Origin of the sequence: Rhizobium sp. C4, from assembly GCF_021026315.1 — a bacterium.
Classification (GTDB): Bacteria; Pseudomonadota; Alphaproteobacteria; order Rhizobiales; family Rhizobiaceae; genus Ensifer_A.
In genome coordinates this window covers 122,637-148,678 of the sequence record NZ_JAJNCX010000008.1, presented here as the reverse complement: position 1 = coordinate 148,678, position 26,042 = coordinate 122,637, and the positions used below count along the sequence as shown (strand labels likewise).

Genomic DNA, 26,042 nt, shown 5'->3' with positions numbered 1-26,042 from the left:
ACGATCATGGCACAGTTTTTCATCAGCCGGCCGATCCTTGCCTGGGTTTTCGCGCTGTTCATCTCGATTGCGGGCCTCATCGCCCTGCCCTTCCTGCCGATCGCGCAGTATCCGACGGTGGCGCCGCCGCAGCTCACCATCTACACGACCTATCCCGGCGCATCGCCACAGGAAATCTATCAGGGCGTGACGCGCCTGATCGAAGAGGAACTGAACGGCGTTCAGGGGATCATGTATTTCGAGTCGACCTCCGACACGGCCGGCATGATCACCATCAACACCACGTTCAAGGCCGGCACCAATATCCAGCAGGCCTCCGTGGACGTTCAGAACGCCATCCGCCGCGTGGAGCCCCGCCTTCCCGCTGCCGTTACTTCGCAGGGCATCAATGTCGAAGAGGCCTCCTCCGGCTTCCTCATGATGGTCGCGCTGACCTCGACCGACGGCAGCATGGATGAAGTGGCCCTTGGCGACTACATCAGCCGCAACGTGCTTGGCGAAATCCGCCGTATCCCGGGCGTCGGCCGCGCGCAGCTCTTTGCTTCCCAGCGGGCACTGCGCATCTGGATCGATCCGGACAAGATGGTCGGCCTCAACCTGACGGCCAACGACATCAATGCCGCGATCCGCGCTCAGAACGCCCAGGTCGCTGCCGGCTCCATCGGCGCTGCCCCCAACCCGGTGACACAGGACCTGACTGCCTCGATCATCGTTGCCGGTCAGCTTTCCGATCCGAAGGCCTTTGGCGACATTATCCTGCGCGCCAATCCCGATGGCAGCACCGTGCGCCTGAAGGACGTCGCACGCATCGAACTCGGTGCCGAAACCTACAACTTCTCCAGCCGCCTCAATGGCCAGCCCAGTGCCGCCGTCGGCATCCAGTTGGCATCGACCGGCAATGCCGTCGCGACCTCCTCGGCCGTGAAGGCGAAGCTGCAGGAACTGTCGCAATATTTCCCCAAGGGCGTCACCTATTCAACGCCCTACGACACGAGCCCCTTCGTCAAGGCATCGATCGAGAAGGTGTTCCACACGCTGCTTGAAGCCGTGCTTCTCGTCTTCGTGGTCATGCTCATCTTCCTGCAGAATTTCCGCTACACGCTGATCCCGACGATCGTCGTGCCGGTGGCGCTGCTGGGAACGGTCTCGATCATGTATGCGACCGGTTTCTCGATCAACGTGCTGACCATGTTCGCCATGGTTCTGGCCATCGGCATCCTCGTCGACGACGCCATCGTGGTGGTGGAAAATGTCGAGCGCATCATGGCGCATGAAGGGCTTTCACCCAAGGAGGCGACCCGCAAGGCGATGTCGCAGATCACCGGTGCCATTCTCGGCATCACGCTGGTTCTGACCTGCGTCTTCGTGCCCATGGCCTTCTTCCCCGGCTCGACCGGCATCATCTACCGCCAGTTCTCGCTGACCATGGTCGTGTCGATCCTGTTCTCGGCCTTCCTGGCGCTGTCGCTGACGCCGGCGCTCTGCGCCACCTTCCTGAAGCCCATCGCCAAGGGCCATCACGAAAAGACCGGCCTTGCCGGCTGGTTCAATCGTGGCTTCGACCGCATCACCCGGGGCTATTCGAAGACCGCGCACGGCCTGACGCGCCGCGCCGGCCGGATGATGGTCATCTATCTCGCACTGGTCGCAGGACTTGGCTATCTCTATGTCAATCTTCCGTCGGGCTTCGTACCGGCTGAAGACCAGGGCAACCTGATCGTCGACGTCCAGGGCCCGCCGGAAGCCAGCGCCAACCGCACCAAGGCAACCGTCGAGCAGATCGAAAAGATCTTCAAGGCCGAGTCCGCCGTGAAGGATGTCGTCGTCATCCAGGGCTTCAGCTTCTCGGGCACCGGCCCCAACGCAGCGCTCATGTTCGTGACGCTGAAGGACTGGAGCGAGCGCGGCCCGAACAACTCGGCTCAGGATATCGCCAACCGTGCCAACATGCAGCTCTTCGGGCTGAAGGACGCGACCAGCTTCGCGCTCTCGCCGCCGCCCATTCCGGGCTTCGGCGCAACCGGCGGCTTCTCCTTCCGCCTGCAGGACCGCAACGGCCTCGGCCAGGCTGCCCTTTCGGCCGCCGCCGCCGACCTGATGCAGAAGGCAGGTGCAAGCAAGCTGCTGAAGGGGATGCGCGTGGAAGGTCTTCCCGATGCAGCACAGGTCGTGCTGGTCATCGACCGCGAGAAGGCCAACACCTATGGCATCAGCTTCGCCGACATCAACAACACGATCACGGCAAACCTCGGTTCGTCCTATATCAACGACTTCCCGAATGCCGGACGCATGCAGCGCGTCATCGTGCAGGCCCGCGACAACAGCCGTCTCCAGGTCGAGGACCTCTTGAAGCTGAACGTGCGCAATGCCAGCGGTGGCATGGTGCCGCTCTCCTCCTTTGCCATTGCGCAATGGCAGAAGGGCTCGCCGCAGATCGTCGGCTATAACGGTTACCCGACCGTCCGCATTGCCGGCGAACCGGCAACCGGCCTGTCCTCCGGTGTGGCGATTGCCGAAATGGAGAGGATCGCCCATACCATGCCGGCCGGTATCGGCTTTGAATGGACCGGCCAGACGCTGGAAGAAATCAAGTCCGGCTCGCAGGCGCCGTTCCTCTTCGGCATCAGCCTTCTCTTCGTCTTCCTGCTTCTGGCAGGCTTGTACGAAAGCTGGTCGATCCCGCTCGCCGTGATGCTCGTCGTGCCGCTTGGCCTGATCGGCTCCGTGCTTGCCGTCATGGGCGTGCATATGCCCAACGACATCTACTTCAAGGTCGGCCTCATCGCGATCATCGGGCTTTCCGCCAAGAACGCCATCCTGATCATCGAATTTGCCAAGGACAATTATGCCCAGGGCAAGTCGCTGCTGGACTCGGCCATCGAAGCGGCACGCCTCCGCTTCCGCCCGATCGTCATGACTTCGCTCGCCTTCACGCTTGGCGTCGTGCCGCTGGCCATCGCCAGCGGGGCCAGTGCCGCCAGCCAGAACGCGCTGGGGATCACGGTTCTCGGCGGCATGATCTCGGCGACGCTTCTCGCCGTCGTCTTCGTACCGACCTTCTTCGTCTTCATCCTCGGCCTGTTCCGCACGAAGCGGCCCGATCTGGAGATCGTGCCTGGCCACCAGCATTCGGCACCGTCTGCGCCTCCCGCCGACGCGCCGTAAGCAGAAACCGACCGGAGCCCCCCAAAGCCGGTCGGCCAGCCCCACCCCTCTTCCTTTGCCGAGGGGTGGGGCACCCTTTTTCTCCCTGCTGGAACAGATGCCCGCAAGCCGGGTTATATCTGCGCAGTACAAACGGGAGGACGATACCTTGGCTCAGAATTCAGACATCCGTGACATCTTCGTGACCGGGCTCAAGAACGCCCACGCGATGGAAAACCAGGCGCTGTCGATCATGCGGCCGCAGGTATCCCGGATGGAGAGCTATCCGGACGTCGCCCAGCGCCTTGAGATCCATATCCGCGAAACCGAGGGCCAGCTTGCAAGGCTCGCCACCATTCTCGAAAATCTGGGGGAAGGCAACTCGACCCTGAAGGATGCGGCGCTGTCGATCACCGGCAGCCTTGCGGCACTCGGTCACGCCATGGGTGGCGACGAGATCCTGAAGAAAAGCTTCGCCAACTTCGCCTTTGAGAATTACGAGATCGCGGTCTATCGGTCGCTGATTGCAATCGGCGCCCGCGGCGGCTTCTCGACGGCCGTCGAAGCCTTGCGCACCAGCCTTGACGAAGAAACCGCCATGGCGCGCTGGCTGGATGAAAACATGGAAAAGCTAACGTTGAAATTCGTCGCCCGCCGTCAGGCGAACCTGACGGCGAAAGCGTAAGCAACCGGGATCAATCCTGCGCGAGCAGGTCCTCGATGCGGATCGGGAAATGCCGGATGCGGCGACCCGTGGCATGCCAGATCGCGTTGCCGATGGCGCCGACCGTGCCGGTGACGCCGATCTCACCGACGCCCTTGATCCCGAGCGGGTTCACATGAGGATCGTCCTCGTGAACCGTCATCACCTCCAGGCCGCGCACATCGGCATTGACCGGAATGTGATAGCCGGCGAGATCGCTGTTCATGATGCGGCCGGTCCGCTTGTCGAAACGGGCCTCCTCATGCAGGGCAAAGGAAATGCCCCAGATCATGCCGCCCATGAGCTGGCTTTCGGCGAGCTTGGGATTGATGATCCGCCCGGCGGCAAAGGCGCCGACGAGACGGGTCACCCGCATCTGGAAGAGAACCGGATCGATCTTCACCTCGGCGAACACCGCGCCATGCGAATACATCGCATAGCGTCCGGCATCTTCCGGCGGTCGCGACGCACTTCCCTTGCCTTCGATTGCCTCGCCGCCGGCGCGGGCGATGATATCGGCATAGGCCTCGCTGCGGCTTTCGTCGCGCGCCGCATAAAGCCGGCCGTCCCGGGGTATGAAGCCCTGGTTGCCGGTTCCGAAAAGCGGTGACGCCGGATCGGCGGCTGCCAGTTCGCCGAGCCTGCGGATCGCATCCGTGCCGGCCGCATGGAGAGCACCGCCGGCCGTCGCCGTGTGGCCCGAGCCACCGGCAACGCCGCCATCTGGCAGGTCCGACGAACCAGAGCGGAACTCGACCTTGTCGAGCGGCAGGCCGAGGCTGTCTGCGGCGATCTGGGCAAGCGCCGTCCAGGCCCCCTGCCCCATATCGGCGGCGGCCGTTTCCACCAGACCCGTTCCATCGGGCCTCAGAACCGCGCGGGCCTGTGCCGCAAACATCGGCGCGCCGAAGAGCGCCGTGCCCATGCCCCAACCTGTGAGGAAGCCGTTTTCGTCCACCATCTGGCGCGGCGCGAGCGGCCGGCCGGCCCAGCCGAAACGCTGGGCGCCCTTGGCGTAGCACTCCCGCAGAGCCTTCGACGAATAGGGCTTGCCCGTTCCCGGCTCGATATCGGCATAGTTCTTCAGGCGGAACTCAAGCGGATCAATGCCGGCCTTTTCCGCCATTTCATCGATCGCGCATTCCAGTGCCGCCGACCCGGAGGCTTCGCCCGGCGCGCGCATGGCACCCGGAACGCCGATGTCGTTGTGAACGACCATCAGCGCGGAGCGCAGCGCCGAAGCGGCATAAAGACCTTGCGAAGCGCCGGCCGCCGGCTCCGGGAAGCTGCTGTCGAAACTGTCGACAATGGCCGTCGCCACATGATCCAGCGCCGTCATCTGCGCCTGATCGTCAATGCCGATGCGCAGCCGCTGCCGCGTCGCGCCGCGATGGCCGACCGGTCCGAACATCTGGCTGCGGCTGAGCACGAGCTTGAGGGGCCGATCGAGCACCCGGGCAGCCGCGATCGTCAGCACCAGCGGGCTGTAGGGCACCGCCTTGGAGCCGAACCCGCCGCCGAGATAGGGGCTGCGGATGAGGATATGGTCGGCCGGAATCCCCAGATAATAGGCATAGAAGGCGCGCGACAGAACGATCGCCTGGTTCGGCGTGTCGATCTCCAGCCGGTCGCCATCCCATTTGGCGACGATGGCATGCGGCTCCATCGCATTGTGATACTGCGCCGGCGTGTCATAGGTCACGTCAAGCGTCTCGACGGCCTTTGCCAGCCCCGCCGCGGTATCGCCGTGCACGACCTCCGCCGGGCGCCCAAAGGGACCGCTGGGCGCAGGCTTCGCAGCCTCCGCATCCATGCCCGTGCGGGGCGTCTCGGCCGCATATTGCGGGTTGAGAAGCCGCGCACCTTCCGTTGCTGCTTCCAGCGTTTCGCCGATGACAAGGGCAATCGGCTGCATCGCATAGCGCACCGTATCGTCCTGCAGCAGCTCCAGCGGGATCGCGAACATGAAAGGCTTCTTGTCCGGATCGCCGACGACCGGCGGGCGGTTCTGCGGCGTGAAGACTTCGACAACGCCGGGATGCGCCTTGGCCGCTGCGGTATCGAGATGGGTGACCCGCCCCCGCGCGATCGTGGCCGGAGCAAAGACGGCGTAGAGCATGCCATCGGGATGGTTGTCCGCGGCATAGGTCGCGCGCCCCGTGACCTTGGCGACCCCGTCGCGGCGGGTGACAGACTGGCCCGAATTCGAGCCGAAGCGGATGGGCATGGTGACAGGATCAGACATGGGAATGCTCCTCGGCGACATCGCCAAACGGGGAGGCTGGAAGCGCCGGCATGCGCTTCGGCGTACCGGCAGCGCTCATCTGCAGCGCGCGAATGACCGCGCGACGTGCCAACTCGATCTTGTAGCCGTTGTCGCCGGAGGCACGCGCGCCTTCGAGCAGGGCATCGGCGGCACGGGCGAAAGCCTCCTCCGTCGGCGCCTGTCCGACAAGCAGGTCTTCCGCCGCCGTCACCCGCCAGGGCTTGGCGGCGACCGCGCCCAGCGCAATCCGGGCGGCGATGATCTTCTGTCCGTCAAGCTTCAGCGCGGCAGCAACGGAGACGAGGGCGAAGGCAAACGAGGTGCGCTCGCGCACCTTCAGATAGCGCGCGTTCCTGGCAAAGTCGGCAGCCTCCGTCGGCAGGCGGATGGCGATGACCAGCTCGCCGGGCTGCAGCGCGGTTTCGGTCTCAGGCTGATCGCCCGGCAGCTGATGGAAATCGGCGATCGGGATATCGCGTTTGCCCGCCGGTCCCTGCACCTCGACAACCGCGCCAAGGGCGGCCAGCGGCACGCACATGTCGGACGGGTTCGTGGCAATGCAGGCGTCGCTCCAGCCGAGCACGGCGAGATTGGCATTGTCGCCACCGCGTGCGGCACAGCCCGACCCGGGCTCGCGGCGATTGCAGGCCGAATGTGGATCCTGGAAATAGGCGCAGCGGGTCTTCTGCATCAGGTTGCCGCCAACGGTGGCGGCATTGCGCAGCTGGCCGGACGCACCGGCAAGGATCGCCTCGGCGACCATCGGGAAGGCGGCGGCAAAAGCGCGGTCGTAGGCCAGATCGCTGTTCCTGACCAGCGCACCGACCCGCGCGCCGCCGCCGGGCAGCATCTCGATGGGCCCGAGTTCCGCAATCCGGCCGAGATCGATCAGCGTGTCGGGCTGGATCACCCCGATCTTCATAAGATCTAGCAGGTTGGTTCCCCCGCCGAGATAGGCCGCACCCGGACGGAAGGCGGCCACGGCGTCGTCCACCGAGACGGGTCGAATATAGTCGAAGCGCTTCATGCCGATTTCCTCTCGGTTGTCTCGGCCATGCGGCGCGTGGCGTCGACAACGGCCTCGGTGATGCCGTGATAGGCGGCGCAGCGACAGAGATTGCCGCTCATGCCTTCACGCACCCGCTCGGGATCGTCGCCCGCGTGGCCCTCGGAAATGAGGCCGACCGCACTCATGATCTGGCCGGGCGTGCAATAGCCACACTGGAAACCGTCATGCTCGATGAAGGCCGCCTGCACGGGATGCAGCGTGTCGCCATCGGCGAGGCCCTCGATCGTGCTGATGTCGGCGCCGTCGAGCGTGACGGCAAGCGCGAGACAGGAATTGATGCGCCGTCCGTCGACAAGCACGGTGCAGGCGCCGCACTGGCCGCGGTCGCAGCCCTTCTTGGTGCCGGTGAGGTCGAGACGTTCGCGCAGCAGGTCGAGCAGCGTCACGCGCGGATCGTCAAGCTGGACCCGGCGCTGGGCGCCGTTGACAGTCAGGCTTATGGAGTAGGACATGCAATCTCCATGCTGTTCAGTAAGCGGTGAATGGGCAGGCCGGGCTCTAACGGGGGTGAAGGCCCTTGGCAGGGGGCCGGGGAGAGTACATACTTCGCCCACCGGCAAGAACAATATACGGAGGCGGCCTCCGTTTAGCAAGAGAGACGTTCGACAATTATGGAATCCGCCCGGCGCAAACCGAGATCCGACGCCTCGCGGAACCGCGAACGCCTGATCGAAGCCGCCAAGACCGTTCTGGCCGGCGGCGGCCCGGGCGCGAGCCTTGAGGCCGTGGCCCGCGAGGCGGAGGTCGGCATCGGCACGCTCTATCGCCATTTTCCGACCCGGGAAGCCCTCTTCCAGGCCGTGTACCGACGCGAGGTCGAACAGCTGATAGAACTCGCGAGCGCGCTGGAAGTTCAATCCTCCGCGCTCGAAGCGCTGCGACACTGGATTCATGCCCTGGTCGATCTGGTGGAAACCAAGCGCGGGCTTCTCGGCACGCTGTCGCTCGTGCCGACCGAAGGGTCCAAGGCCATGTATGCGGAAGTTTCGGGCCGCCTGCAGGAGGCCGTCCGCCAGCTGGTCGCAGGCGCCATCGCAACCGGTGAAATTCGTTCCGACATCACGGCCGAAGACCTGCTCTCCACCGCCTATGCCGTGGGCTATTCCCGCCCGGCCGGCCCCGAGTGGAAGGCGCATGTCCTGCGCGTCATCGACATTTTCCTCGACGGAATGAAGATCCGGTAAGGGTCTGCTGAAAGCACGATGGCTCGCCAGCCCCCTCAGCTTTCCTTGGCAGCGGCGCGACCAGTCAACCCACAGCCGCAGGCACAGCCCAAAAGGACCACGACGGGATATGACCTCCCGCAGGGAGGAAATGTCGTCGGCGAGGCTCCAACCTAACACCCTGTTTTCATGGTAAACAGATGGTAAACGAAAGAGAAAGCGCCAGAAAGATTCACAGCGCGAACTGAGAATTAAGGTAGCGCTCTCTCACGATAAGCTTCTGATATCGATAGTGAAATCTTGCAATGGCCGGGCTCGACCGGTTATGGCTCGTGTTCACGGTGCTTCGTTTCCGCGACCGATGATTCGCAGCGGAACCAACCGGCACCTGTCACCCGATCAACGATTTCAGGGCGTCCATTCGATGAGTAATTCTCTTTCCGGTCCAGTTCTGGCGCGCGCCGAGCAGCTTGATGCGCTGGATGCGATCCTGCCCTTCGACCGGCGCGACCAGCTGGCCGCGTTGCTCACGGATGAGGATGTCGCCACGCTGAAACATCTGGCGACTGAAGGCATGGGCGAGAACACGTTGCGGGCCTTTGCCTCCGATCTCGGCTACCTGGAGGCCTGGTGCATGGCGGCGACCGAGGGCCCCCTGCCCTGGCCGGCGCCGCAAAGCCTGGTGCTGAAATTCATCGCCCATCATCTTTGGGACCCGGCGCGGCGCGAGATCGACCCGGCGCATGGCATGCCAGCGGACGTCGAGGCGCCGTTGCGCAGTCAGGGACTGTTGCGCGCCACCGGCCCGCACGCGCCGGCAACGGTCAAGCGCCGACTGACCACCTGGTCCGTGCTGACGAAATGGCGCGGGCTTGAAGGCGACTTCCTGGCAAGCTCGGTGCGCGCGGCACTGCGGCTTGCCGTGCGGGCACAGGCCCGACCGCGGGGGAGGAAGAGCCAGTCGGCCATCACCGGCGATGTGCTTTCGAGGCTGCTGGCCACCTGCGCGACGGATCGGCTGGCCGACCTGCGCGATCGTGCGCTTCTGCTCACCGCCTTTGCCTCCGGCGGACGCCGGCGCTCGGAGCTCGCGGCGCTTCGCGTCGACGATCTCATCGACGACGAACCCGTGCATGAAAATCCGAACGATCCGAATTCGCGGCAGATGCCCTGCATGATCCTGCGCCTTGGCCGGACCAAGACGACAGCGGCCGACGAGGACGCACGCGCCGTGATGGTCGGCCGACCGGTTGCCGCATTGAAGGCCTGGCTTGCCGCCGCCGGCATCGAGACCGGTCCGGTCTTCCGCCGTATCGATCAGTGGGGCAATATCGACCGCCGACCGCTCACCCCCCAGGCCGTCAACCTCATCCTGAAGTCGCGCTGCGAAAAGGCAGGGCTTGATCCGGCCAAGTTCTCCGCCCACGGCCTCCGGGCCGGTTACCTCACCGAGGCCGCCAATCTGGGCGTGCCCTTGCAGCAGGCCATGCAGCAATCGCAGCACCGCTCGCTGGCGCAGGCCGCCAGCTACTACAACGACGAAAACCGCAGGAACGGCAAGGCGGCGAGAGTGGTGATCTGATCAGCGGCCCCGGCGCCTCCGGTCGCTACCCACCAGGATGCGGCAATTCCGTGTCGCCCTTTCCGGAAGCTCGGTTTTTCCACTCTATTCACAGGCATCAGGGCGCGTTCGTCGCCTTACAATAACCTAACAGAGTTTTAACTTGTCGCTCGGGAGCCGCCTGCTTATAGCGGCCAGTGGCAAGCCGAAACCGGATGGATTGCCCTCAACTTCGTCTAACTCTCTGAAAAGAGATTATTTTTCCGCTGGGGACGACAAGATTTGGGCAGACTTCATATCAGCCGTGGCATGATTCCCTTTCGTGTGCAGACCCATAGCCGCCTCCTTGGCGCGATCATCCTGCTGGGTGCAGCGGGTGCGGGCTGCGGCTGGGAAGCACTGCGGGCGACCGTCCGTGAGGAGCCAGCGGTCGTTGCCGCACCGGTTCTCGCGTCGGCCGCGCCTGAGCAACGAGCTCCTGCCGCAAGTCCGAAGCAGGCAAGATTGCAGCTGCCCGCCGCTGCCGGTTCCGACCTCGCCCGCATCGACATGCTCGAAGCGCGCATGGACGGGTCCTTCGCGGAATATACCTATTTCCGCACCGATATCGATCTGGACACGCCGCAGGTGGCCGCAGACGACAAGGCGCAGCCGGCGCCTCAGCAGGCCTTCGCCGAACGACCCGGCCGGCCGGGCGCGGAAGATGTCTTCGCCGCCGTGCTTCGTGACGTCAAACCGGTGCGGTCAAACAGGATCGCGGGCATGCCGCTCGCCTATGCCGATTTCGCCTCGGGTGGCTCCCATGCCGGCAAGCCTGTCAATGTCAGCCTCTCGGTCAAGCAGCAGGCCGAGCCGGTCTCGCGCGTCGCCCTGATGCCGAAACGCGACGAGGTGATCGAGGAGGCGCTGGGCGGGCTGCAGGTGCCGGCCTTCGAGTGCCAGCGCCTGACGGAGGCGCTGTCGACATCCACGCTGCATTTCGGCGACGCGTTCGAAGTCATTCTGGCGGACCACAGCGATGGCAAGCACATCGTCATGGCCCGTCTGCAGAAGCCCTCCGGCGAAGACACGATCCTTGCCCGCGTCGAGGACCAGAGCTTCCAGCGCATCACCAAGCCGGCGCTGTACGAGCGGCTGAAGCGCGAGGCGATTGCCAACCAGCAGGACAACGCAGTCACCGTCGAGGCAGACGCCGCGCCGGACCTGAAGGCCGAAACCAGTTTCGCGCCGCTTCTCGTGAAGAAAATGCTCGCCGCGCATGTTCCGGCAAAGATCATCGTCGAGGTCGTGGATCTCGCCCGCAAGAACGGCATCAAGGCCGCCAGCCATGACGACCTGACGAAGAAGATCAATCTGGTCTTCCGCGAAGGCCGCGGCCGGCGCGAGCTCATCTCCGTCTCCTTCAACACCAAGGATGGCGAGCGGAAGTTCTATCGCTACAAGTTCGACAAGGCTGCACCGGCGGAATTCTTCGATGCCCAGGGCCATTCGGTGTCGAAGCTGCTGCTGGCCAACCCCGTGCCGGGCGGGCGGCTTGGCGATGGTTTCGCCTGGCGCATCCACCCGATCCTGCGGGTGCGCAAGCATCATGACGGCGTGGATTACGCAGGGCCCATGGGCTCGCCCATTCTGGCGGCCGGCGACGGCACCGTGGAACTCATCTCCTGGCAGCCGGGCTATGGCCGCTATGTCCGTGTCCGCCACGACCAGGGCTATTTCACCACCTATGCTCATATCGCCAGGGCCGCGAAGGGTCTCGCGGTCGGCCAGCGGGTGACGCAGGGCCAGACCATCGCCTATGTCGGATCGACGGGCCTATCGACCGGCCCGCATCTCTATTACGAGCTGCGCAAGGACAATCGCTATCTCGACCCCACGGCGACGCCCCTCCCCGCCGGCACGGTTCTGTCCGGCGCATCGCTCGACGATTTCCGCCGGCAGGCCGATCAGATCGACGGCATGGGCAAGCTCATCGGCGTCTCGGACAAGAGCGCGCACGCCCCCGATCACGGTTGAGCCGCCAGGTTCGGGATGGGACGGTCAGAGCGGTCTGGGGATCCGCTGCTCGGCCAGAAGCGCGGTCAGCGCGTCCGGCTCCATGGCCTTATGGAAATACCAGCCCTGCATGTAGTGGCAGCCGGCAAGCTTGAGGAGCCGCCACTGGTCCTCGCTCTCGATCCCCTCGGCGGTGATCTTGAGGCCGACGGCGCGGGCAAGCGCCACGACGGCGTGAACGATGGCGGTCGACTTGATCTCGCCGAGCCCGTCGACAAAGGACTTGTCGATCTTCAGCTTGTCGACCGGCATTTTCAGCAGATAGGTCAGCGATGAAAAGCCGGTGCCGAAATCGTCGAGCGCGATGCGCAGGCCCGCGGCGCGAAGCTGGTTGATATTGCGGTTGGCGGCATCGAAGTCCTCGATATACGAGCTTTCGACGATTTCGAGTTCGATCTGCTTCGCCGGCACGCCGATGGTCTTGACCATCCCGATGAGGCGTGGCGCGAGCTCGGGATCGCGGAAGCGTCCCGCCGAGAGATTGATGCCGATGGAGAGGCCCGGCCAGCGCAGCGCGTCGCGGCAGGCGCGTTCCGCAATCCACCAGTCGAGCGCTGCGACCTGGTCCGTCTCTTCGACATAGGCGAGCACGTCACCCGTATGCCGGAACCGCCCTCTGGGTTCGATCACCCGCAGGAGCGCTTCGGCCGCGGCAACAGTCTTCCCATCGGCCGTCATCTGCGGCTGATAGTGCAGCGTCAGATTTTTGAAAAGCTCATCCTGCACGCCGAAACCCGCACTTCCCTATTGCGTTACGGCGGACATATGCGCCGCCTCTGCGGACGCATCGTCGCCAACAGCCATCAGGGCGCGATGAGCCCGGACCATGAAGCGCACCTGATGCGACAGCAGCCGCCAGTTGACCGGCTTGCACATGAAGGCAGTCGCGCCAGCCGCATAGGCCGCGTCAATGGAGGGAATGTCGTCGTTGCCGGTAATCACCATGATCGGCAGCTTGTCATAGCGCGGACGGCTTCGCAGGAGCGCGACCAGTTCGATGCCACTCATGCCGGGCATGTCCACATCGACCAGAAGCGCGCCAAAGCCGCCGGCTTCCAGGCGCTCAAGCCCTGCCTCGGCGCAATCGGCGGTTTCCACCGAAACGGCCGGCGTCGTCATGTAGACCGAGCAGAATTCACGCTGGATCGGATCGTCATCCACGGCGAGGATCTGCAGCGTCTCGGACTCGACGTAATCGAATTTAGCGTTTCGCGCGACGGTCGCCATTTCAACTCACATGCCTGAGAAAGAGACTTTCGAGAGCCCGGCCAGATACTGGCCGCAACCGTCGAACATCCCCAACAATCAACGTTATCCTACCCCTAAATTGATAAGGGTTTGTAAGGACGATTCGTTTACTTTTCCATAAACCGCACGAATTTGTAGAAAACATGACCATGGCGAGCAGATCTTTTTCCATCAGAACTAAATTAGTACTGCTTGTTATTGGTGCGATTTCCCTGGCCGAGGTCTTTGTCATTACCTTCACGGCCTGGCAGGAAGCCTCCCGTTACGCCGTTTCGCGCCCGCAGGCCCTGTTTTCGGTGGCCGAGGTGATCGCCTCCTCCGCCGCTCATGCGATGGCGTCGCGCGACGTGCCGGCAGCGCAAGGGGCGCTGCGCGGCATGGGCCGGATCGAGGGGCTTGTCTATGTCGGCCTGAACCTGCCGGATGGCGAGACGCTTGCGGATTTCGGCGCCACCGAACAGCTGGCCAGCGACCTCGTACTCACCCAGCCCGACCAGACGGTTTCCATGACCGACATTCTGGGAAGCCGTACGATCGAAGTTCAGGTTCCGGTGATCCAGGCGGGCCAGCAGATCGGTCTTCTGCGCCTCATCGGCGATACGCGCGATCTTCCCGCACTCGTCTGGTCGGCTGTCGAGACCGCGCTGCTCGGCGGAGGCGCGGCCCTCGTGATTGCCATCTTCATCGCGCTGCGCCTGCAGGGCGCCATCACACGGCCATTGATGCGGCTTGCCGGCGCGATGGCGCAGATCAAGGTCAAACACGACTATCGCGTGGCGCTGCCGCGCGAAAGCAATGACGAGGTCGGCCTGCTGGTCGAAGGCTTCAACGGCATGATTGCCGACATCCACGAGCGCGACGAGCGGCTGGCCCGGCATCGCGAACGGCTGGAACAGGACGTTGCCGACCGCACGGCAGACTACCAGCGCGCTGCCTCCGAAGCGGTGGCCGCCGACCGCGCCAAATCGGACTTCCTGGCCACGATGAGCCACGAAATCCGCACGCCGATGAACGGCATCCTCGTGATGGCGGAACTGCTGGCCGCCAGCGAGATGCCGGAGCGCGCCCGCAAGCAGGCGGAGGTCATTGCCCGCTCCGGCGCCAGCCTTCTCGCCATCATCAACGACATTCTCGACCTCTCGAAGATCGAGGCTGGCAAGCTCGACGTCGAGCATCTGGAGGTCAGCCCCTTCGAGGCGGTCGACACCGTGCTCCGGCTGTTTGCCGATCGCGCCCACGGCAAGAAACTCGATCTCGCCGCCCGGATCGAGTTGCCGCGCAACACCCGCATCGATGCCGATCCGACACGGCTTGGCCAGGTGCTCGGCAATCTCGTCAACAATGCGTTGAAATTCACCGAAAAGGGTGGCGTGACCATCCAGGTCGGCCTTGATGGCGCGGACCGCATCCGCTTCTCGGTCATCGACACCGGCATCGGCATTGCAGAGGACAAGCTCGGCACGATCTTCGAGGCCTTTTCGCAGGCTGACCAGACGACCACGCGCCAGTTCGGCGGCACCGGGCTTGGCCTCACCATCGCCCGCCGGCTCGTCACCGCCATGGGCGGCGAGATTGCCGTGACCAGCAGGCTCGGTACCGGTACGAATTTCCACTTCTCGCTGCCGCTTGCCACGCCGTCATCGGACACCGACTGGGCGCGCTGGAGCGGCGAACAGGCCGCCGCACCGGTGGCACTGGTCTCGGTCGATGGCGAGCAGACGGAGAAGGCGCTTCATCTTTACCTCGAACAGGCCGGCTTTACAGTCGAAACGGTATCAGGCGAGGCCCTGCCCGCGCGCGCTGCCGGCGCCCAGCTGGTGGTCGCAGCATTCGATCGCCTCGCCAACCGCCCCCGCCTGGACCTTGTCGGATCGGGCGCGATCGTGGCTGTCGGCTTTGCCGACGAGCGGCCGGAAAGCCTGCTTTCGGCGCGCCGCGCCGATGGCGCGCTGACGCGGCCCGTCTCGGCCTTCGAGGTCAACGAGATCGTTAGCCGGCTTATCGAGGGCCGCCCGCTTTCGGAGGAGACGCGCGGGTCCGATCAGCGCGACAATTCCACGCCGAGCTTCACCGGCCTCAAGGTGCTTGTCGCCGACGATGCCGAGGTCAACCGCGAAGTGGCCGACGCGGCGCTGCGCCGGCTTGGGATTGTGGCCGATTTCGTCGAGGACGGACGGCAGGCGGTCAATGCGGTTCTCAAGACCCGTTACGACCTCGTGCTCATGGACGGCTCGATGCCGGAGCTCGACGGTTTCGATGCCACGCGCGAAATCCGTGCGGCAGAGGACAGTGGCGACCGCCAGCGCACGCCGATCGTCGCGCTGACGGCGCATGTCATCGGCACGGCGGCGGATGCCTGGCGCGAGGCGGGCATGGACGGCGTGCTGCACAAGCCCTTCACGCTGGCGCGCCTTGCCGAGGTGATCGCCACGCATGCTACCGGCGCGGATGCGCTTGCCATCGAGGAGACGGCCACGGCGGAGGCGACGGAAGGCCAGCTGGATCTGGCCGTGCTCGAAGACCTGCTCAAGATGGCTGGCGGCGCCGTGGCGGTCGTCGACCGCATCATCGGCCTCTACGAAACGCAATCGGCCGACCGGATCGCCGAGCTGCGCGAAGCCGTGGCGACGGAGAATGTCGAGCGGCTGGGCCGCGTCGCGCATGCGCTGAAATCGATGAGCTTCAATGTCGGCGCGCGCGCCATTGCCGAGACAGCCGCCCGCTTTGAGCGCCTCGCCCGCGAGGATCAGGCGCTGGTCGATCCCGCAGACATCGAAAAGCTGGCGGAAGACCGCGAGACGGTCATGCGCGAGATCGGCGACTGGCGCAGCCGCATCTGAACCGCTGACAGGCAAGGGTTGGTACTTCTCGCGCTCCGCGGTGACTGCATGCCGCGTCTACGATCCTGACATCCCCTGCTCTATTGCTGGCGATCCGCAGCTCCGTTATCCGGAACCGCAACGCCGGGCCGTCAATGGACCAATATCGTCGAGTCCTTCATCGCCTCGGACGGCGGAGCGACAGGGGCTGCGTCATAATTGGCATTGAGCACGAGGTCGACGCCACCATTGATCGCGACATGCCGGGCAACGATCAGGGTCCATGCGGATTGCAGCGAGACGTGGATGGGTGGCATGGGACACGGCACCGTGACCAGCGACGAAAGGCGGCCCTTCAAGGCCGGATTACGCGCCAGAAGATTGGCATTGTTGGCGGCCTGCGACTTGCAATCGAACTGCAGCACATCGTCTGTTGGAAGCTGGCCAACGACAAGCTTTCCCCGCGAAAGGTAGATCGTGCCCAACAATTGGGGCGCGATGCGGCTTCCGATCTGGTGAAGCCGCCCGGTCGGCGCGCCCCTGTCCTCGAAGAACAGGATGCCGGCCATGGGTCCGGAGACGGGCGCACTGAGGTCCAGGGTCGTCGTGTAGTCGAAATAGAGTACCGCATCCTTTCCCGTCAGATAGACGGCGGCATCCACCATGTTCAGCATTGCTCCATTCGTCAGAATAAGCGGGCCGTCCTTCATGATATAGGTTCCGTGCATCAGGCGAACGCGGCTCGGCTTGTCGATGACAAGCCCTCCGCAATAGACGCCGGGATGAAGCGTCTGCAGGCCGATCTCAACCTTGTAGTCCTTGAAGTCGCATTTCGTGTCGCTGGGCGCTGGACGCGAGCCCAGCGGGTCGGCTGCTGCCGGACAGTCCGTCGCCGGCTTAGGATCGAAGGCGGCGTCGGAGCCGACATATCCGCCACCCGTGCAGTTCACTTTCGCGGACATCGTGGACAAGCCGTTCAAAATAAGACCGTCGCTGCTCTTGGAATTCGAATGCGTGTTGCACTTGGAGGCAGTCACCCTCCCATTGTCGACACCGAGATTGGTCGAACCGTCTCCCAGCGCCAGCAGGCAGATGACGCTCGAACTTCCGGCCCGCGCGGTCGCGTTGGAATTGACGCTATAGCCGGCGCTTCCACCGAGCCGGATGAAATGCAGGCGCACCTTGGCCGCAATGGCCACCTTCACCGATCGATCGGCATCATTCACCGTGACCGTGGGCTCTCCATCGATCCCGGCGGAAGACAGTGCGGAGTTGGCAAATGAGAGCGCCACCTGCCGGACCACATTCGTGTCGCTGTTTCCCAGCCGGTATTGCGAAGCGCCCGCAAGAGCGGCGCTGTCAGACACGTTCTGGATGTTCGAGCGAACCCGCATGATGGTGGCTATATCGATTGTGCCGCCGGCTGCGAGCATCAGCCCGCCAAACAGCATGGCGAACATGATCGGCATGCTGGCACGACGATCCCGAACAACGAGCTTCAACAGTTGAAACGGGAACTTGCTTCTCAAGAGATATTCCGCCTCTGCCTGCACGGCTGTTAGTGCGCCGAGGCCGAGACAACTGTGTTGCGTTGCACCTCTTTGACTGATGTCAAAAAACGTCGCACGAAGGCGTTATTTATTTCTGAAAATATTCTTGAGAGTCCGATCCAGATGCGATTTTTCGCATGTATTTTATGTTATTAATAAATGAATAATCCTTATAGTGCGCGCGCCCAACTTTCGCGTGAAAACTGTATAACCTCAGATAGCATCTATTCGACGCGTCGCGGTATCGCTGTAAGGTCTCGGTAGGATTCAGCGTCGATCACCGCAGTCGCCCGGCATCAATCCGGGCGACGCGACAAGACCTCAATCGCCCCTGCCCCGCGTCTCGAAACGGGGAAGCATGGCGGAGAAATCCCGGCCGCGGCCGTCTTCCTGTTCGACAAAGGCGGCGTAAAGCTCGGTGGCGCGGGCGCCCATGGGCGTATCGGCGTCGACACTTTGAGCAGCCTCCTGCGAAAGCCGCAGATCCTTCAGCATGAGCTCGGCAGCAAAGCCGGGCTTGTAGCCGTTGTCGGCGGGCGATTTGGGTCCAACGCCGGGCGCCGGGCAATAGGCGTTCATCGACCAGGAATAGCCGGAGGAGGTCGAAACGACGTCGAACATCTTGGCGCGGTCGAGACCCAGCTTGTCGGCGAGCGCAAAGGCCTCGCACGTTGCGATCATCGTTGCGCCGAGGATCATGTTGTTGCAGATCTTGGCCGCCTGCCCTGCTCCGGCCGCGCCGCAATGCACCGCCTTCTGGCCCATGATGTCGAGAAGCGGCTTGACGATGGCGAAGGCCGCATCCGGGCCGCCGGCCATGAAGGTCAGCGTTCCGGCAGCAGCACCGGTGATCCCGCCAGACACCGGCGCATCGATCGCCATCAGGCCGGCCGCTTCTGCGTCTGCCGCAACGGCACGGGCGCTGGCGACATCCACCGTCGAGCAATCGAGGAAAACCGCACCCTTGTTCATGACGGGGATGATGTCGGCGGCGACGGCGCGCAGGATCGCCCCGTTCGGCAGCATGGTGATGACGACATCGGCGCCCTGGGCCGCCTCCCCCGCGGTCGCAGCCTTCGTCACCCCCTCCGGCATCGGCGCTGCGAGATCGAAACCCCGGACCTCGTGCCCGCCCCTGGCAAGATTATGGGCCATCGGCCCGCCCATATTGCCGAGCCCGATAAAACCGATCTTCATGTTGTTTCCTCCCGATTATCGAATGTCGTTTTCGCCGAGGCTCGCAAGCATCATGGCAATGTAGTCCGCCGGGACCGCATCGGCCGCCGGATGCTTCCAGCGCGGGTTGCGGTCCTTGTCGATCAGCTGCGCGCGGATCCCTTCGACAAAGTCGCCCTTTTCATGCGAGCGCCAGGTGAAGCGATATTCCAGCGCCACGGCCTCGCGCACCGAGGAGAAGCCACGGGCGCGCCGGACGATCTCGAGGGTCGCCGCCAGCGAAATGGGGGACGCACGGCGGATGGCGGCAAGCGCCTTCTCAGCGGCCTCGCCCTCCTCCCGGTCCAGACGTTTGAGAATGTCGGTCAGGGTTTCGGCCGAAAACACACGATCGAGCATCGGCATCAGGGCCGGCAGCGTCGCGCGCTCCGCCTGCCGGCCGGCCTTGTTCGCGAGGCTGGCGTCGCCCGTCTCGATCAGCGCTGCCTTCAGCGCCGGCCAATCTGTCTCCGGAACATAGAGGTTGGCGAATCCGGCGAGGATTGCGTCCGCCGCATTCAGCCGTTCGCCCGTCAGGCCGACATATTCACCAACCCGGCCGGGGGCCCGCGCCAGGATCAGCGAGCCGCCGACATCGGGAATGAGACCGATGCCGCATTCGGGCATCGCCACCTTCGAGGTGTCGCCGACAATGCGGTGGCTGCCATGGCAGCCAAGCCCGACGCCGCCGCCCATGATGAAACCCTGCATGAAGGAGAGGATGGGCTTGGGATATTCGGCAATCTTGACATTGAGCCGATATTCCTCGCGCCAGAAGTCGCGGGCGGGCTGCAGTTCGCCGGCCTTCGACTGATGATAGATGCTGGCGATGTCGCCGCCGGCGCAAAAGGCCTTCTCGCCCTCGGCCTCCAGGATGACGAGCGCCACATCGGCATTGTCGCGCCAGGCGTCCAGTGCGGCCTCGATCGTCAGGCTCATGGGGTGGGAGAGCGCGTTGAGCGCCTTTGGCCGGCTGAGCGTGACAACCCCTGCCCGCCCCTCGATCCTCGTGATCACATCGCCCATCAGCACCATCTCCTCCTCATGCCTGTCTGCTTCAATTCTTTGATTCCCATGCAGGAATCAGCTCGCAAGAGGGCTTAGGCCCTTGTCCGGCCTTTCCTTCCTCCCTGAAAGCCGGGTGACTATAGGAAGAGGAAAGCCGTCCCGGCAAGTCACCTTTAGGATGATAAGCCCTGCTTAGGGCTTGCCATGGCCGCCCTCAACACGGCACTCTGCGGGAAAAGACCAGAAGGAAACCCGAGTGACCATTTCCCGCCCGGCGACAGCCGACCTCACGGCCGCCACCTACCGACCCGTCAGCTTTCCGATCGAAACGCCGCCTGCCGCCGGCGCTTGCATCGAAGTGGCGCCCGGCATTCTCTGGGCGCGCCTGGCGCTTCCCTTCCGGCTCAATCATGTGAACATCTTCCTGATCGAGGATGGCGACGGCTATGCCGCGGTCGACACGGGGATTGCCGATGATGCCACACGGGAGGCCTGGAAGGCGCTGCTTTCGGGACCGCTGAAGGGCAAGCGCCTCACCCGGCTGATCGTCACCCATCACCATCCCGACCATATCGGTCTCGCCGGATGGCTCTGCGCCGAATTCGACATTCCGCTGCTCACCAGCCAGACCGGCTTTCTCGCCTGCAACAACATTTCGCTGAGCCCGAACGCGCTGGGCGCGGATGCCTACCGCACCTTCTATCGCGCCCACGGGATGAGCGAAACGGCCGCCGAGATGGTCGCGACACAGGGCAATTATTACCTGCGCATGGTCACCCCGCTGCCGCTCACCTTCTTCCGGCTTGTGGCAGGCGAGAAGCTGAAGATCGGCGCGCGGGTTTTCGACATCCTCTCCGGCGACGGCCATGCGCCCGAGCAGATCATGCTCTACGATGCCTCCGCGAAACTGCTTCTCGCCGCAGACCAGGTGCTTGCCCGCATCACGCCGAATGTCAGCGTCTGGGCCGTGGAGCCGGATGGCGATCCGCTCGGCCTCTATACCCGCAGCCTTGGCGCACTTGCCGCCAGCCTGCCGGAAGAGACACTCATCCTGCCGGGGCACGAGCTTCCTTTCTACGGGCTTCACACCCGCGTCGGGGAAATCCTTGCCCATCACGAGGAACGCTGCGAGCTCATCGTGTCTGCCGTGCGGTCACAGCCGATGACGGTTGCCGATCTGGTCCCCGTTCTCTTCCCCCGCGCGCTCGATCCGCACCAGATGAGCTTTGCCTTTTCCGAAACGCATGCTCATGTGAACCTGCTGATTCACCGGGAAAAACTGGTCTGGACAAAGGACGCGGACGGCATTCTTCGTGTGGTTCTGCCGACGCGTTGACAGCTGTCAACTCGGTCACCCGCAACACCTCATTTGAAAAAGCCGGCGCGAGCGGGTAAGCAAACGGACAATGCTTTTCGTCATCCAGGAGCCCGCACATGCCGGACACGATTTTCGTTCTCAACGGCCCGAACCTCAATCTGCTCGGCAAGCGCCAGCCGCATATCTACGGCCATGAGACGCTCAACGATGTCGAGGCCGACTGCCGGAACCTTGCCGGCGAACTCGGCTATGACATCCGCTTCCACCAGTCGAATGCCGAACATGAGATCATCAACTGGATCCATGAAGCACGCGAAAAGGCTGTCGGCATCGTCATCAACCCGGCCGCCTTCACCCATACGTCGGTCGCCATTCTCGATGCGCTCAATGCCTTCGAAGGCGTGGTGGTCGAAGTCCACATTTCCAACGTCCACAAGCGCGAGAGCTTCCGCCACCACTCCTATGTCTCGCTGCGCGCCGATGGCGTGATTGCCGGCTGCGGCACGCTTGGCTACCAGCTTGGCCTGCGCAGCGTGGTGGAAAAGGTCGCGGCGGCAAAGGCCGCAAAGGTCTGAGCAAAGCGCTGCAGCCCTCATCCTGAGGCGCCGCCCTTGGGGCGGCCTCGAAGGATCATCCTGTCGCCGCGACCCTTCGAGGCCTGCGCATGGCGCAGGCTCCTCAGGGTGAGAACCGGGCGGTTCGCCTCAGGCCTTGAAGTTGCGGATCTCCGAAAGCCCTGCCTCAAGCAGCGTCGCCGCATCCGCTTCCGTCTTTGCCTCGACATAGCAGCGCATTTCCGGCGCATTGCCGGAGGGGCGGAAGTGGATGATGCGGCCATCCCTGAGCGTGACGCGGAGACCGTCGATATCGCTCGTTTCCGCGGCTTCGCCAATCGGCGCGAGGAAGCGGGCGAGGTTTTCGGCGGAGCCGCGCAGATAGGCCATCAGGGCCGCGCTCCGCTCCGTCGCGAAATTCTCCAGCCGGTCGGCTGCAGCCACCGGAAGCGCAAAATCCTTTGCGAGTTCCGACAGCGAAACCTTCTCGCCCGCCGCCCGCGCCAGAACGGCGAGAACTGGCAGGAAGCAATCGCGGGTCGGGAGCGCCGTGAAGGTCGATCCGTTGACTGTGAAGTCGCTGCCCGTCAGCGTGCCGCCATTCGCCTCGAAGCCGACGACGGCAGAGGCGCCGCCTGCGCGTGCCTCCTCCATGCCGGCAATGACGAAGGGCGAGCCGACGCGGGTTCGCACCACGCGATAGTCGCCCGCCGCCTCGATGCCGGAATTGGACGTGACCGGCGTGACGACGGTGTCGGCGCCAAGAAAGAGCGAAGCGACCAACCCCAGGAGATCACCGCGCAGCGGCGTTCCTGTCTCGTCGGCCACCAGCGGACGGTCGCCGTCGCCATCGGCGGAGACGATGGCATCCAGCCCGTGCTCGCGCGCCCAGCCCTGCATCAGCAGGACGGATTCCGCAGAGACAGCTTCGGTGTCGACCGGAATGAAGGTCTCGGAGCGGCCGAGCGGAACGACCTCGGCGCCGTAATGCGCAAGCACATCGACGAACATGTCGCGCGCCACCGTCGAATGCTGGTAGACGCCGATCTTCAGGCCGCTCAGCGCACCCGCCGTCAGCAAAGCCTTGTTGCGGGCGGCAAAGAGATCGGCCGCTTCCGCGCCGCGCTGCTCGCCTTCGCCCGCCACGAATGCCAGCGCCGCGCGATCCGCACGGACACGGTCTGCCTGAACGTTGATCGCGGTCTCGTCGCTCTTTCCGATCTCGCCATCCGGCCGATAGAACTTGATGCCGTTGCGGTCGGCGGGGATATGCGAGCCGGTGACCATCAGCGACGCGGCATTCAGCTTCAGCCCGAAATGCGCGAGCGCCGGCGTCGGGATCGTCCCGCAATCGACCGGCTGAAGCCCCGCCTGCCTCAGCGCGCCAATGCAATTGGCGGCAATCTCTGGGCTGGAATCGCGGAAGTCGCGGCCGACCAGCACCCGGTCGCCCGGTTTGGCCAGGCCGCTCTCGAAGAGGTATAGCGCGAACGCCCTGGCATAGATGAAGGACGGCTCGCCCTTCAGATCGACCGAAAGACCGCGTAGGCCGCTAGTTCCAAACTTCAGGCTCATGTCGTCACCCCTTTGCGATAAACTGCGCCGCTTTGTAACATCTGTTCATCAACGGTCAACGAAACGGCGCGGTTCCGGCGTCACTTTGCCGTCCGAAAGTGAATCCTATTGCCATATGGCATTTAACTTCCTATTTTCCGGCAAAAAGGACGATCCCGCAAAGGACCTTGCATGGTATCCCTGCAGCCGCTCGAAACGCTTGCCCGCGAATATGTCGCCTCGCCGATCACCGACGAGGAGGGCGAAGCCATGTTTCGCGCGGCCGTCGCGCTGTTCAAGAGCTGGTCGCTGACGGATGAACAATCCTCCACGCTGGTCGACATGCCGGTGCGCACCTATCGGCGCTGGAAGGCCGGCGAGATCGGCAGGCTTTCCCGCGACGGCAAGGCGCGGCTTTCCAACCTCATGGGCATTCACAAGGCGCTGCGCATGATCTTCCGCGATCCCGAGCGCACCTATGAATGGATCTCGAAGGGCAATTCCGTCTTCGGCGGCAAGTCGGCCCTGGAAATCATGCTGAACGGCGAACTGACCGACATCATGCGCATCCGCCGCTTCCTCGATTCCGGGCGGGGCGGCTGGTGAAGCTTCCGTCCGTCACCCGCATCGAATGGCCGCAGGCGCGCCGCTTCATTCGCGTGGCCACCGCCTGCGTCAATATCTTCGACGATATCGCAAGCCCCGATGACTGGACGCATCTCGCATCGTCCGAGCGCAAGACCGATGCGCGGCTGTCGGAATCCGTCGGCAATATCGACCTCGTAGCGGAGGCGCATCGGGTCGAGGACGAGACCGGCGTCCTCATGGGACCGTTCACCCAGGTCAGCTACGATCTGCCGAGCCGCTTTTCCACCGGCCGCTACGGCGTGCTCTATGCCGCCAATTCCCTGGAAGCCGCCCTCCTGCAGACCATCCATCACCACGAGCGCTTTCTGAAGGCGACCGGCGAGGTTGCCGGCTGGGTGTCGACCTGCCAGGAGATCACGCTCTCCGTCAGCGCCGACCTGCACGACATCCGCGACCCGGAATTCTCCGCCTGGCTGCACCCGGAAAACTATGCCGGTGCGCAAGGGGTGGCCGAACCGCTGCACGCCTCCGGCTCCCATGGCATCGTCTATCCGAGCACGCGCTGGCCGGGCGGCGAATGCGTCGCGCTCTTCTATCCCGATCTTGCCGCCAACCCCGTTCCCGGTCGCCTCTACGATCTCCACTGGAACGGCCATGCGATCGATTACGTGCGCGAGCACGACACCGACGCCGTGCTCAAGATCGACCGGTCGTGACCGGGCAGGGCCGTTGACAGCTGTCAACAGTCGCCGGAAAGACGCCTGAAATGGCGGCGTGCCTGCCAAAATCACGAGTCACAACAAAGGGAAAGAGGCGGCAATTAATGCTTGACGCGACTCGCCTTTGGTCTCACTTTTACGCCAAGTTGGATATAATCCGCGCAGAAGCGTAACTGACGTTCCGCGATGTAAGAGGTACCTCACCTTCGTATCGCATCCATGAAGCGTCAATGAGCATCGCGCGCAGCAAGGCAGATGACGCGTGACGAACACCGCGACCGCAAATACACGATCGCTTCCCCCCGCCGATATCACCATCGCGGCGGATGCCTCGGCTCTTTCCGATCAGCTGAAGGCGATGCGCGAGCGGCTGTTTCCGCCAGCGGCGCAAAAGGTGCTGCGTGGCTTCACCTCCGGCGAGGCCGCCCGCATGATCGGCGTCTCCGACGGCTATCTGCGCCAGCTGTCGCTGGCAGGCGAGGGGCCGCAGCCTTCGACCGGCGTGGCCGGCCGCCGCTTCTATTCGCTTGCCGACATCCATGCGCTGCGCCAGCATCTGGCCGAACAGGCGCTCGCCAAGGGCAATGCACAGAAGGCACGCAGCTATCTCAAGTGGCGCGATGCCGAGCGCGGCGAACATCTGCAGGTCCTCTCCGTCACCAATTTCAAGGGCGGCTCCGGCAAGACGACGTCGGCCGTGCATCTGGCGCAATATCTGGCGATGAGCGGGCACCGCGTGCTGGCCATCGATCTCGATCCGCAGGCCTCGCTTTCGGCGCTCTTCGGCTACCAGCCGGAACTCGATCTCACCGGCAATGACACGCTCTATGGCGCCATCCGCTACGACGCCGAGCGGCGTCCGCTGCGAGAGGTCATTCGCAAGACCTATTTCGCCGGTCTCGATCTTGTGCCGGGTAATCTCGAGCTGCAGGAATTCGAGCATGTGACGCCGCAGGTGCTGGCGAACCGCAAAGCCGGCGAACATTCGCAAGCGCTGTTCTTCTCCCGCGTCCAGGAAGCGCTGCAGACGGTCGCCGACGATTACGACGTCGTCGTGCTCGATTGCCCGCCGCAGCTCGGCTATCTGACGCTCTCGGCGCTCTGTGCGTCGACCTCGGTGATCGTCACCGTCCACCCGCAGATGCTCGACGTCGCCTCGATGAGCCAGTTCCTGTTCATGACCTCCGACCTTCTGTCGGTCGTGCGGGAAGCCGGCGGCACGCTGAATTTCGACTTCCTGCGCTATCTCGTCACCCGCTACGAACCGAATGACGGGCCGCAGACGCAGATTGCCGGTTTCATGCGCTCGCTGTTCGGCGACCGCGTGCTGACCGCGCCGATGGTCAAGTCGACCGCCATTTCGGATGCCGGCCTGACCAAGCAGACGCTCTATGAAGTCGGCCGCGAGAATTTCACCCGCGCGACCTATGACCGGGCGCTCGAAAGCCTGAACGCGGTGAATTCGGAAATCGAACAATTGATCCATGCGGCCTGGGGCCGCGCCTGAC

At 64.0% G+C, this 26,042-nt stretch carries 20 protein-coding genes; 11 read left to right on the top strand and 9 right to left on the bottom strand.

Annotated elements, in window-relative coordinates; all coding sequences use genetic code 11:
* Positions 1 to 6 precede the first annotated feature (6 nt).
* Together LQK84_RS15375 and LQK84_RS15370 are read left to right on the top strand one after the other, a co-directional pair.
* Entirely contained in the window at positions 7 to 3,165 is a 3,159-nt protein-coding gene (locus tag LQK84_RS15375) for an efflux RND transporter permease subunit (protein ID WP_230829609.1), read from the top strand.
* Between the two features lie 148 nt (positions 3,166 to 3,313).
* Positions 3,314 to 3,829 carry a ferritin-like domain-containing protein gene (locus tag LQK84_RS15370; RefSeq protein WP_269072116.1) on the top strand — a complete coding sequence of 172 codons (516 nt, stop codon included), beginning with the start codon at positions 3,314 to 3,316 and terminating at the stop codon, positions 3,827 to 3,829.
* A gap of 10 nt (positions 3,830 to 3,839) precedes the next feature.
* Here LQK84_RS15370 and LQK84_RS15365 read toward each other — a convergent pair whose 3' ends face one another.
* The 3 genes from LQK84_RS15365 to LQK84_RS15355 are packed head-to-tail and all read right to left on the bottom strand — an operon-like array spanning position 3,840 to position 7,634.
* Positions 3,840 to 6,092: a xanthine dehydrogenase family protein molybdopterin-binding subunit gene (locus LQK84_RS15365; RefSeq protein ID WP_230829608.1), complete on the bottom strand. Its 2,253-nt coding sequence runs from the start codon at positions 6,090 to 6,092 to the stop codon at positions 3,840 to 3,842.
* A complete protein-coding gene (locus LQK84_RS15360) occupies positions 6,085 to 7,140 on the bottom strand; it encodes an FAD binding domain-containing protein (protein WP_230829607.1) in 1,056 nt (351 codons plus the stop codon). The genes LQK84_RS15365 and LQK84_RS15360 overlap by 8 nt, the downstream gene beginning before the upstream one ends.
* Entirely contained in the window at positions 7,137 to 7,634 is a 498-nt protein-coding gene (locus LQK84_RS15355) for a (2Fe-2S)-binding protein (RefSeq protein ID WP_230829606.1), read from the bottom strand. Before LQK84_RS15355 ends, LQK84_RS15360 begins: the two co-directional genes overlap by 4 nt.
* Before the next feature lie 159 nt (positions 7,635 to 7,793).
* Here LQK84_RS15355 and LQK84_RS15350 point away from each other — a divergent pair, with 159 nt between their 5' ends.
* From LQK84_RS15350 to LQK84_RS15340, 3 genes are all read left to right on the top strand, one after another.
* Entirely contained in the window at positions 7,794 to 8,366 is a 573-nt protein-coding gene (locus LQK84_RS15350; RefSeq protein WP_230829605.1) for a TetR/AcrR family transcriptional regulator, read from the top strand.
* Between the two features lie 403 nt (positions 8,367 to 8,769).
* On the top strand, positions 8,770 to 9,927 hold the full coding sequence (locus tag LQK84_RS15345) for a tyrosine-type recombinase/integrase (RefSeq protein ID WP_230829604.1): 1,158 nt from the start codon (positions 8,770 to 8,772) through the stop codon (positions 9,925 to 9,927).
* A gap of 288 nt (positions 9,928 to 10,215) precedes the next feature.
* Positions 10,216 to 11,922 carry a M23 family metallopeptidase gene (locus tag LQK84_RS15340; RefSeq protein ID WP_230829603.1) on the top strand — a complete coding sequence of 569 codons (1,707 nt, stop codon included), beginning with the start codon at positions 10,216 to 10,218 and terminating at the stop codon, positions 11,920 to 11,922.
* 24 nt (positions 11,923 to 11,946) lie between these two features.
* Here the strand turns inward: LQK84_RS15340 and LQK84_RS15335 are convergent, their stop codons facing one another.
* Positions 11,947 to 12,687 (bottom strand): EAL domain-containing protein, encoded by a 741-nt coding sequence (locus LQK84_RS15335; RefSeq protein WP_230829602.1) that lies wholly within the window; start codon positions 12,685 to 12,687, stop codon positions 11,947 to 11,949.
* Between the two features lie 18 nt (positions 12,688 to 12,705).
* Positions 12,706 to 13,188 carry a response regulator gene (locus LQK84_RS15330; RefSeq protein ID WP_230829601.1) on the bottom strand — a complete coding sequence of 161 codons (483 nt, stop codon included), beginning with the start codon at positions 13,186 to 13,188 and terminating at the stop codon, positions 12,706 to 12,708.
* 170 nt (positions 13,189 to 13,358) lie between these two features.
* Here LQK84_RS15330 and LQK84_RS15325 point away from each other — a divergent pair, with 170 nt between their 5' ends.
* The gene (locus LQK84_RS15325) at positions 13,359 to 16,049 is read left to right on the top strand and encodes an ATP-binding protein (protein WP_230829600.1); all 2,691 of its coding nucleotides are present in this window, start codon (positions 13,359 to 13,361) and stop codon (positions 16,047 to 16,049) included.
* Positions 16,050 to 16,180: 131 nt separating this feature from the next.
* On the opposite strand, the gene LQK84_RS15320 is transcribed toward LQK84_RS15325, so the two are convergent.
* The 3 genes from LQK84_RS15320 to LQK84_RS15310 form a co-directional block, all read right to left on the bottom strand.
* Positions 16,181 to 17,497 carry a TadE/TadG family type IV pilus assembly protein gene (locus LQK84_RS15320; protein ID WP_230829599.1) on the bottom strand — a complete coding sequence of 439 codons (1,317 nt, stop codon included), beginning with the start codon at positions 17,495 to 17,497 and terminating at the stop codon, positions 16,181 to 16,183.
* A gap of 402 nt (positions 17,498 to 17,899) precedes the next feature.
* Positions 17,900 to 18,775 (bottom strand): 3-hydroxyisobutyrate dehydrogenase, encoded by an 876-nt coding sequence (gene mmsB / locus LQK84_RS15315; RefSeq protein ID WP_230829598.1) that lies wholly within the window; start codon positions 18,773 to 18,775, stop codon positions 17,900 to 17,902.
* A gap of 15 nt (positions 18,776 to 18,790) precedes the next feature.
* The gene (locus tag LQK84_RS15310) at positions 18,791 to 19,819 is read right to left on the bottom strand and encodes an enoyl-CoA hydratase/isomerase family protein (RefSeq protein ID WP_230829597.1); all 1,029 of its coding nucleotides are present in this window, start codon (positions 19,817 to 19,819) and stop codon (positions 18,791 to 18,793) included.
* A gap of 238 nt (positions 19,820 to 20,057) precedes the next feature.
* Here LQK84_RS15310 and LQK84_RS15305 point away from each other — a divergent pair, with 238 nt between their 5' ends.
* Together LQK84_RS15305 and aroQ are read left to right on the top strand one after the other, a co-directional pair.
* Positions 20,058 to 21,137: an MBL fold metallo-hydrolase gene (locus LQK84_RS15305; RefSeq protein WP_230829596.1), complete on the top strand. Its 1,080-nt coding sequence runs from the start codon at positions 20,058 to 20,060 to the stop codon at positions 21,135 to 21,137.
* Between the two features lie 98 nt (positions 21,138 to 21,235).
* A complete protein-coding gene (aroQ, locus tag LQK84_RS15300; RefSeq protein ID WP_230829595.1) occupies positions 21,236 to 21,694 on the top strand; it encodes a type II 3-dehydroquinate dehydratase in 459 nt (152 codons plus the stop codon).
* Positions 21,695 to 21,823: 129 nt separating this feature from the next.
* Here aroQ and LQK84_RS15295 read toward each other — a convergent pair whose 3' ends face one another.
* Positions 21,824 to 23,248 carry a phosphomannomutase gene (locus LQK84_RS15295; protein ID WP_230829594.1) on the bottom strand — a complete coding sequence of 475 codons (1,425 nt, stop codon included), beginning with the start codon at positions 23,246 to 23,248 and terminating at the stop codon, positions 21,824 to 21,826.
* A 171-nt stretch (positions 23,249 to 23,419) separates the two neighbouring features.
* Between LQK84_RS15295 and LQK84_RS15290 the strand changes: the two genes are divergently transcribed.
* The 3 genes from LQK84_RS15290 (at position 23,420) to repA (ending at position 26,041) form a co-directional block, all read left to right on the top strand.
* Positions 23,420 to 23,833, top strand: coding sequence for an MbcA/ParS/Xre antitoxin family protein (locus LQK84_RS15290; protein ID WP_230829593.1), 414 nt, complete (start codon positions 23,420 to 23,422; stop codon positions 23,831 to 23,833).
* Positions 23,830 to 24,531, top strand: coding sequence for an RES family NAD+ phosphorylase (locus tag LQK84_RS15285; protein WP_230829592.1), 702 nt, complete (start codon positions 23,830 to 23,832; stop codon positions 24,529 to 24,531). The genes LQK84_RS15290 and LQK84_RS15285 overlap by 4 nt, the downstream gene beginning before the upstream one ends.
* A gap of 265 nt (positions 24,532 to 24,796) precedes the next feature.
* Positions 24,797 to 26,041 carry a plasmid partitioning protein RepA gene (gene repA, locus LQK84_RS15280; RefSeq protein ID WP_230829591.1) on the top strand — a complete coding sequence of 415 codons (1,245 nt, stop codon included), beginning with the start codon at positions 24,797 to 24,799 and terminating at the stop codon, positions 26,039 to 26,041.
* Position 26,042 lies beyond the last annotated feature (1 nt).

Bases quoted from the DNA above. Each gene is read 5' to 3' on its own strand.
- LQK84_RS15375 (WP_230829609.1), top strand. From the start codon at position 7: ATGGCACAGTTTTTCATCAGCCGGCCGATCCTTGCCTGGGTTTTCGCG.
- LQK84_RS15365 (WP_230829608.1), bottom strand. From the start codon at position 6,092: ATGTCTGATCCTGTCACCATGCCCATCCGCTTCGGCTCGAATTCGGGC.
- LQK84_RS15360 (WP_230829607.1), bottom strand. From the start codon at position 7,140: ATGAAGCGCTTCGACTATATTCGACCCGTCTCGGTGGACGACGCCGTG.
- LQK84_RS15355 (WP_230829606.1), bottom strand. From the start codon at position 7,634: ATGTCCTACTCCATAAGCCTGACTGTCAACGGCGCCCAGCGCCGGGTC.
- LQK84_RS15350 (WP_230829605.1), top strand. From the start codon at position 7,794: ATGGAATCCGCCCGGCGCAAACCGAGATCCGACGCCTCGCGGAACCGC.
- LQK84_RS15345 (WP_230829604.1), top strand. From the start codon at position 8,770: ATGAGTAATTCTCTTTCCGGTCCAGTTCTGGCGCGCGCCGAGCAGCTT.
- LQK84_RS15340 (WP_230829603.1), top strand. From the start codon at position 10,216: ATGATTCCCTTTCGTGTGCAGACCCATAGCCGCCTCCTTGGCGCGATC.
- LQK84_RS15330 (WP_230829601.1), bottom strand. From the start codon at position 13,188: ATGGCGACCGTCGCGCGAAACGCTAAATTCGATTACGTCGAGTCCGAG.
- LQK84_RS15325 (WP_230829600.1), top strand. From the start codon at position 13,359: ATGGCGAGCAGATCTTTTTCCATCAGAACTAAATTAGTACTGCTTGTT.
- LQK84_RS15320 (WP_230829599.1), bottom strand. From the start codon at position 17,497: ATGCCGATCATGTTCGCCATGCTGTTTGGCGGGCTGATGCTCGCAGCC.
- mmsB (WP_230829598.1), bottom strand. From the start codon at position 18,775: ATGAAGATCGGTTTTATCGGGCTCGGCAATATGGGCGGGCCGATGGCC.
- LQK84_RS15310 (WP_230829597.1), bottom strand. From the start codon at position 19,819: ATGGGCGATGTGATCACGAGGATCGAGGGGCGGGCAGGGGTTGTCACG.
- aroQ (WP_230829595.1), top strand. From the start codon at position 21,236: ATGCCGGACACGATTTTCGTTCTCAACGGCCCGAACCTCAATCTGCTC.
- LQK84_RS15295 (WP_230829594.1), bottom strand. From the start codon at position 23,248: ATGAGCCTGAAGTTTGGAACTAGCGGCCTACGCGGTCTTTCGGTCGAT.
- LQK84_RS15290 (WP_230829593.1), top strand. From the start codon at position 23,420: ATGGTATCCCTGCAGCCGCTCGAAACGCTTGCCCGCGAATATGTCGCC.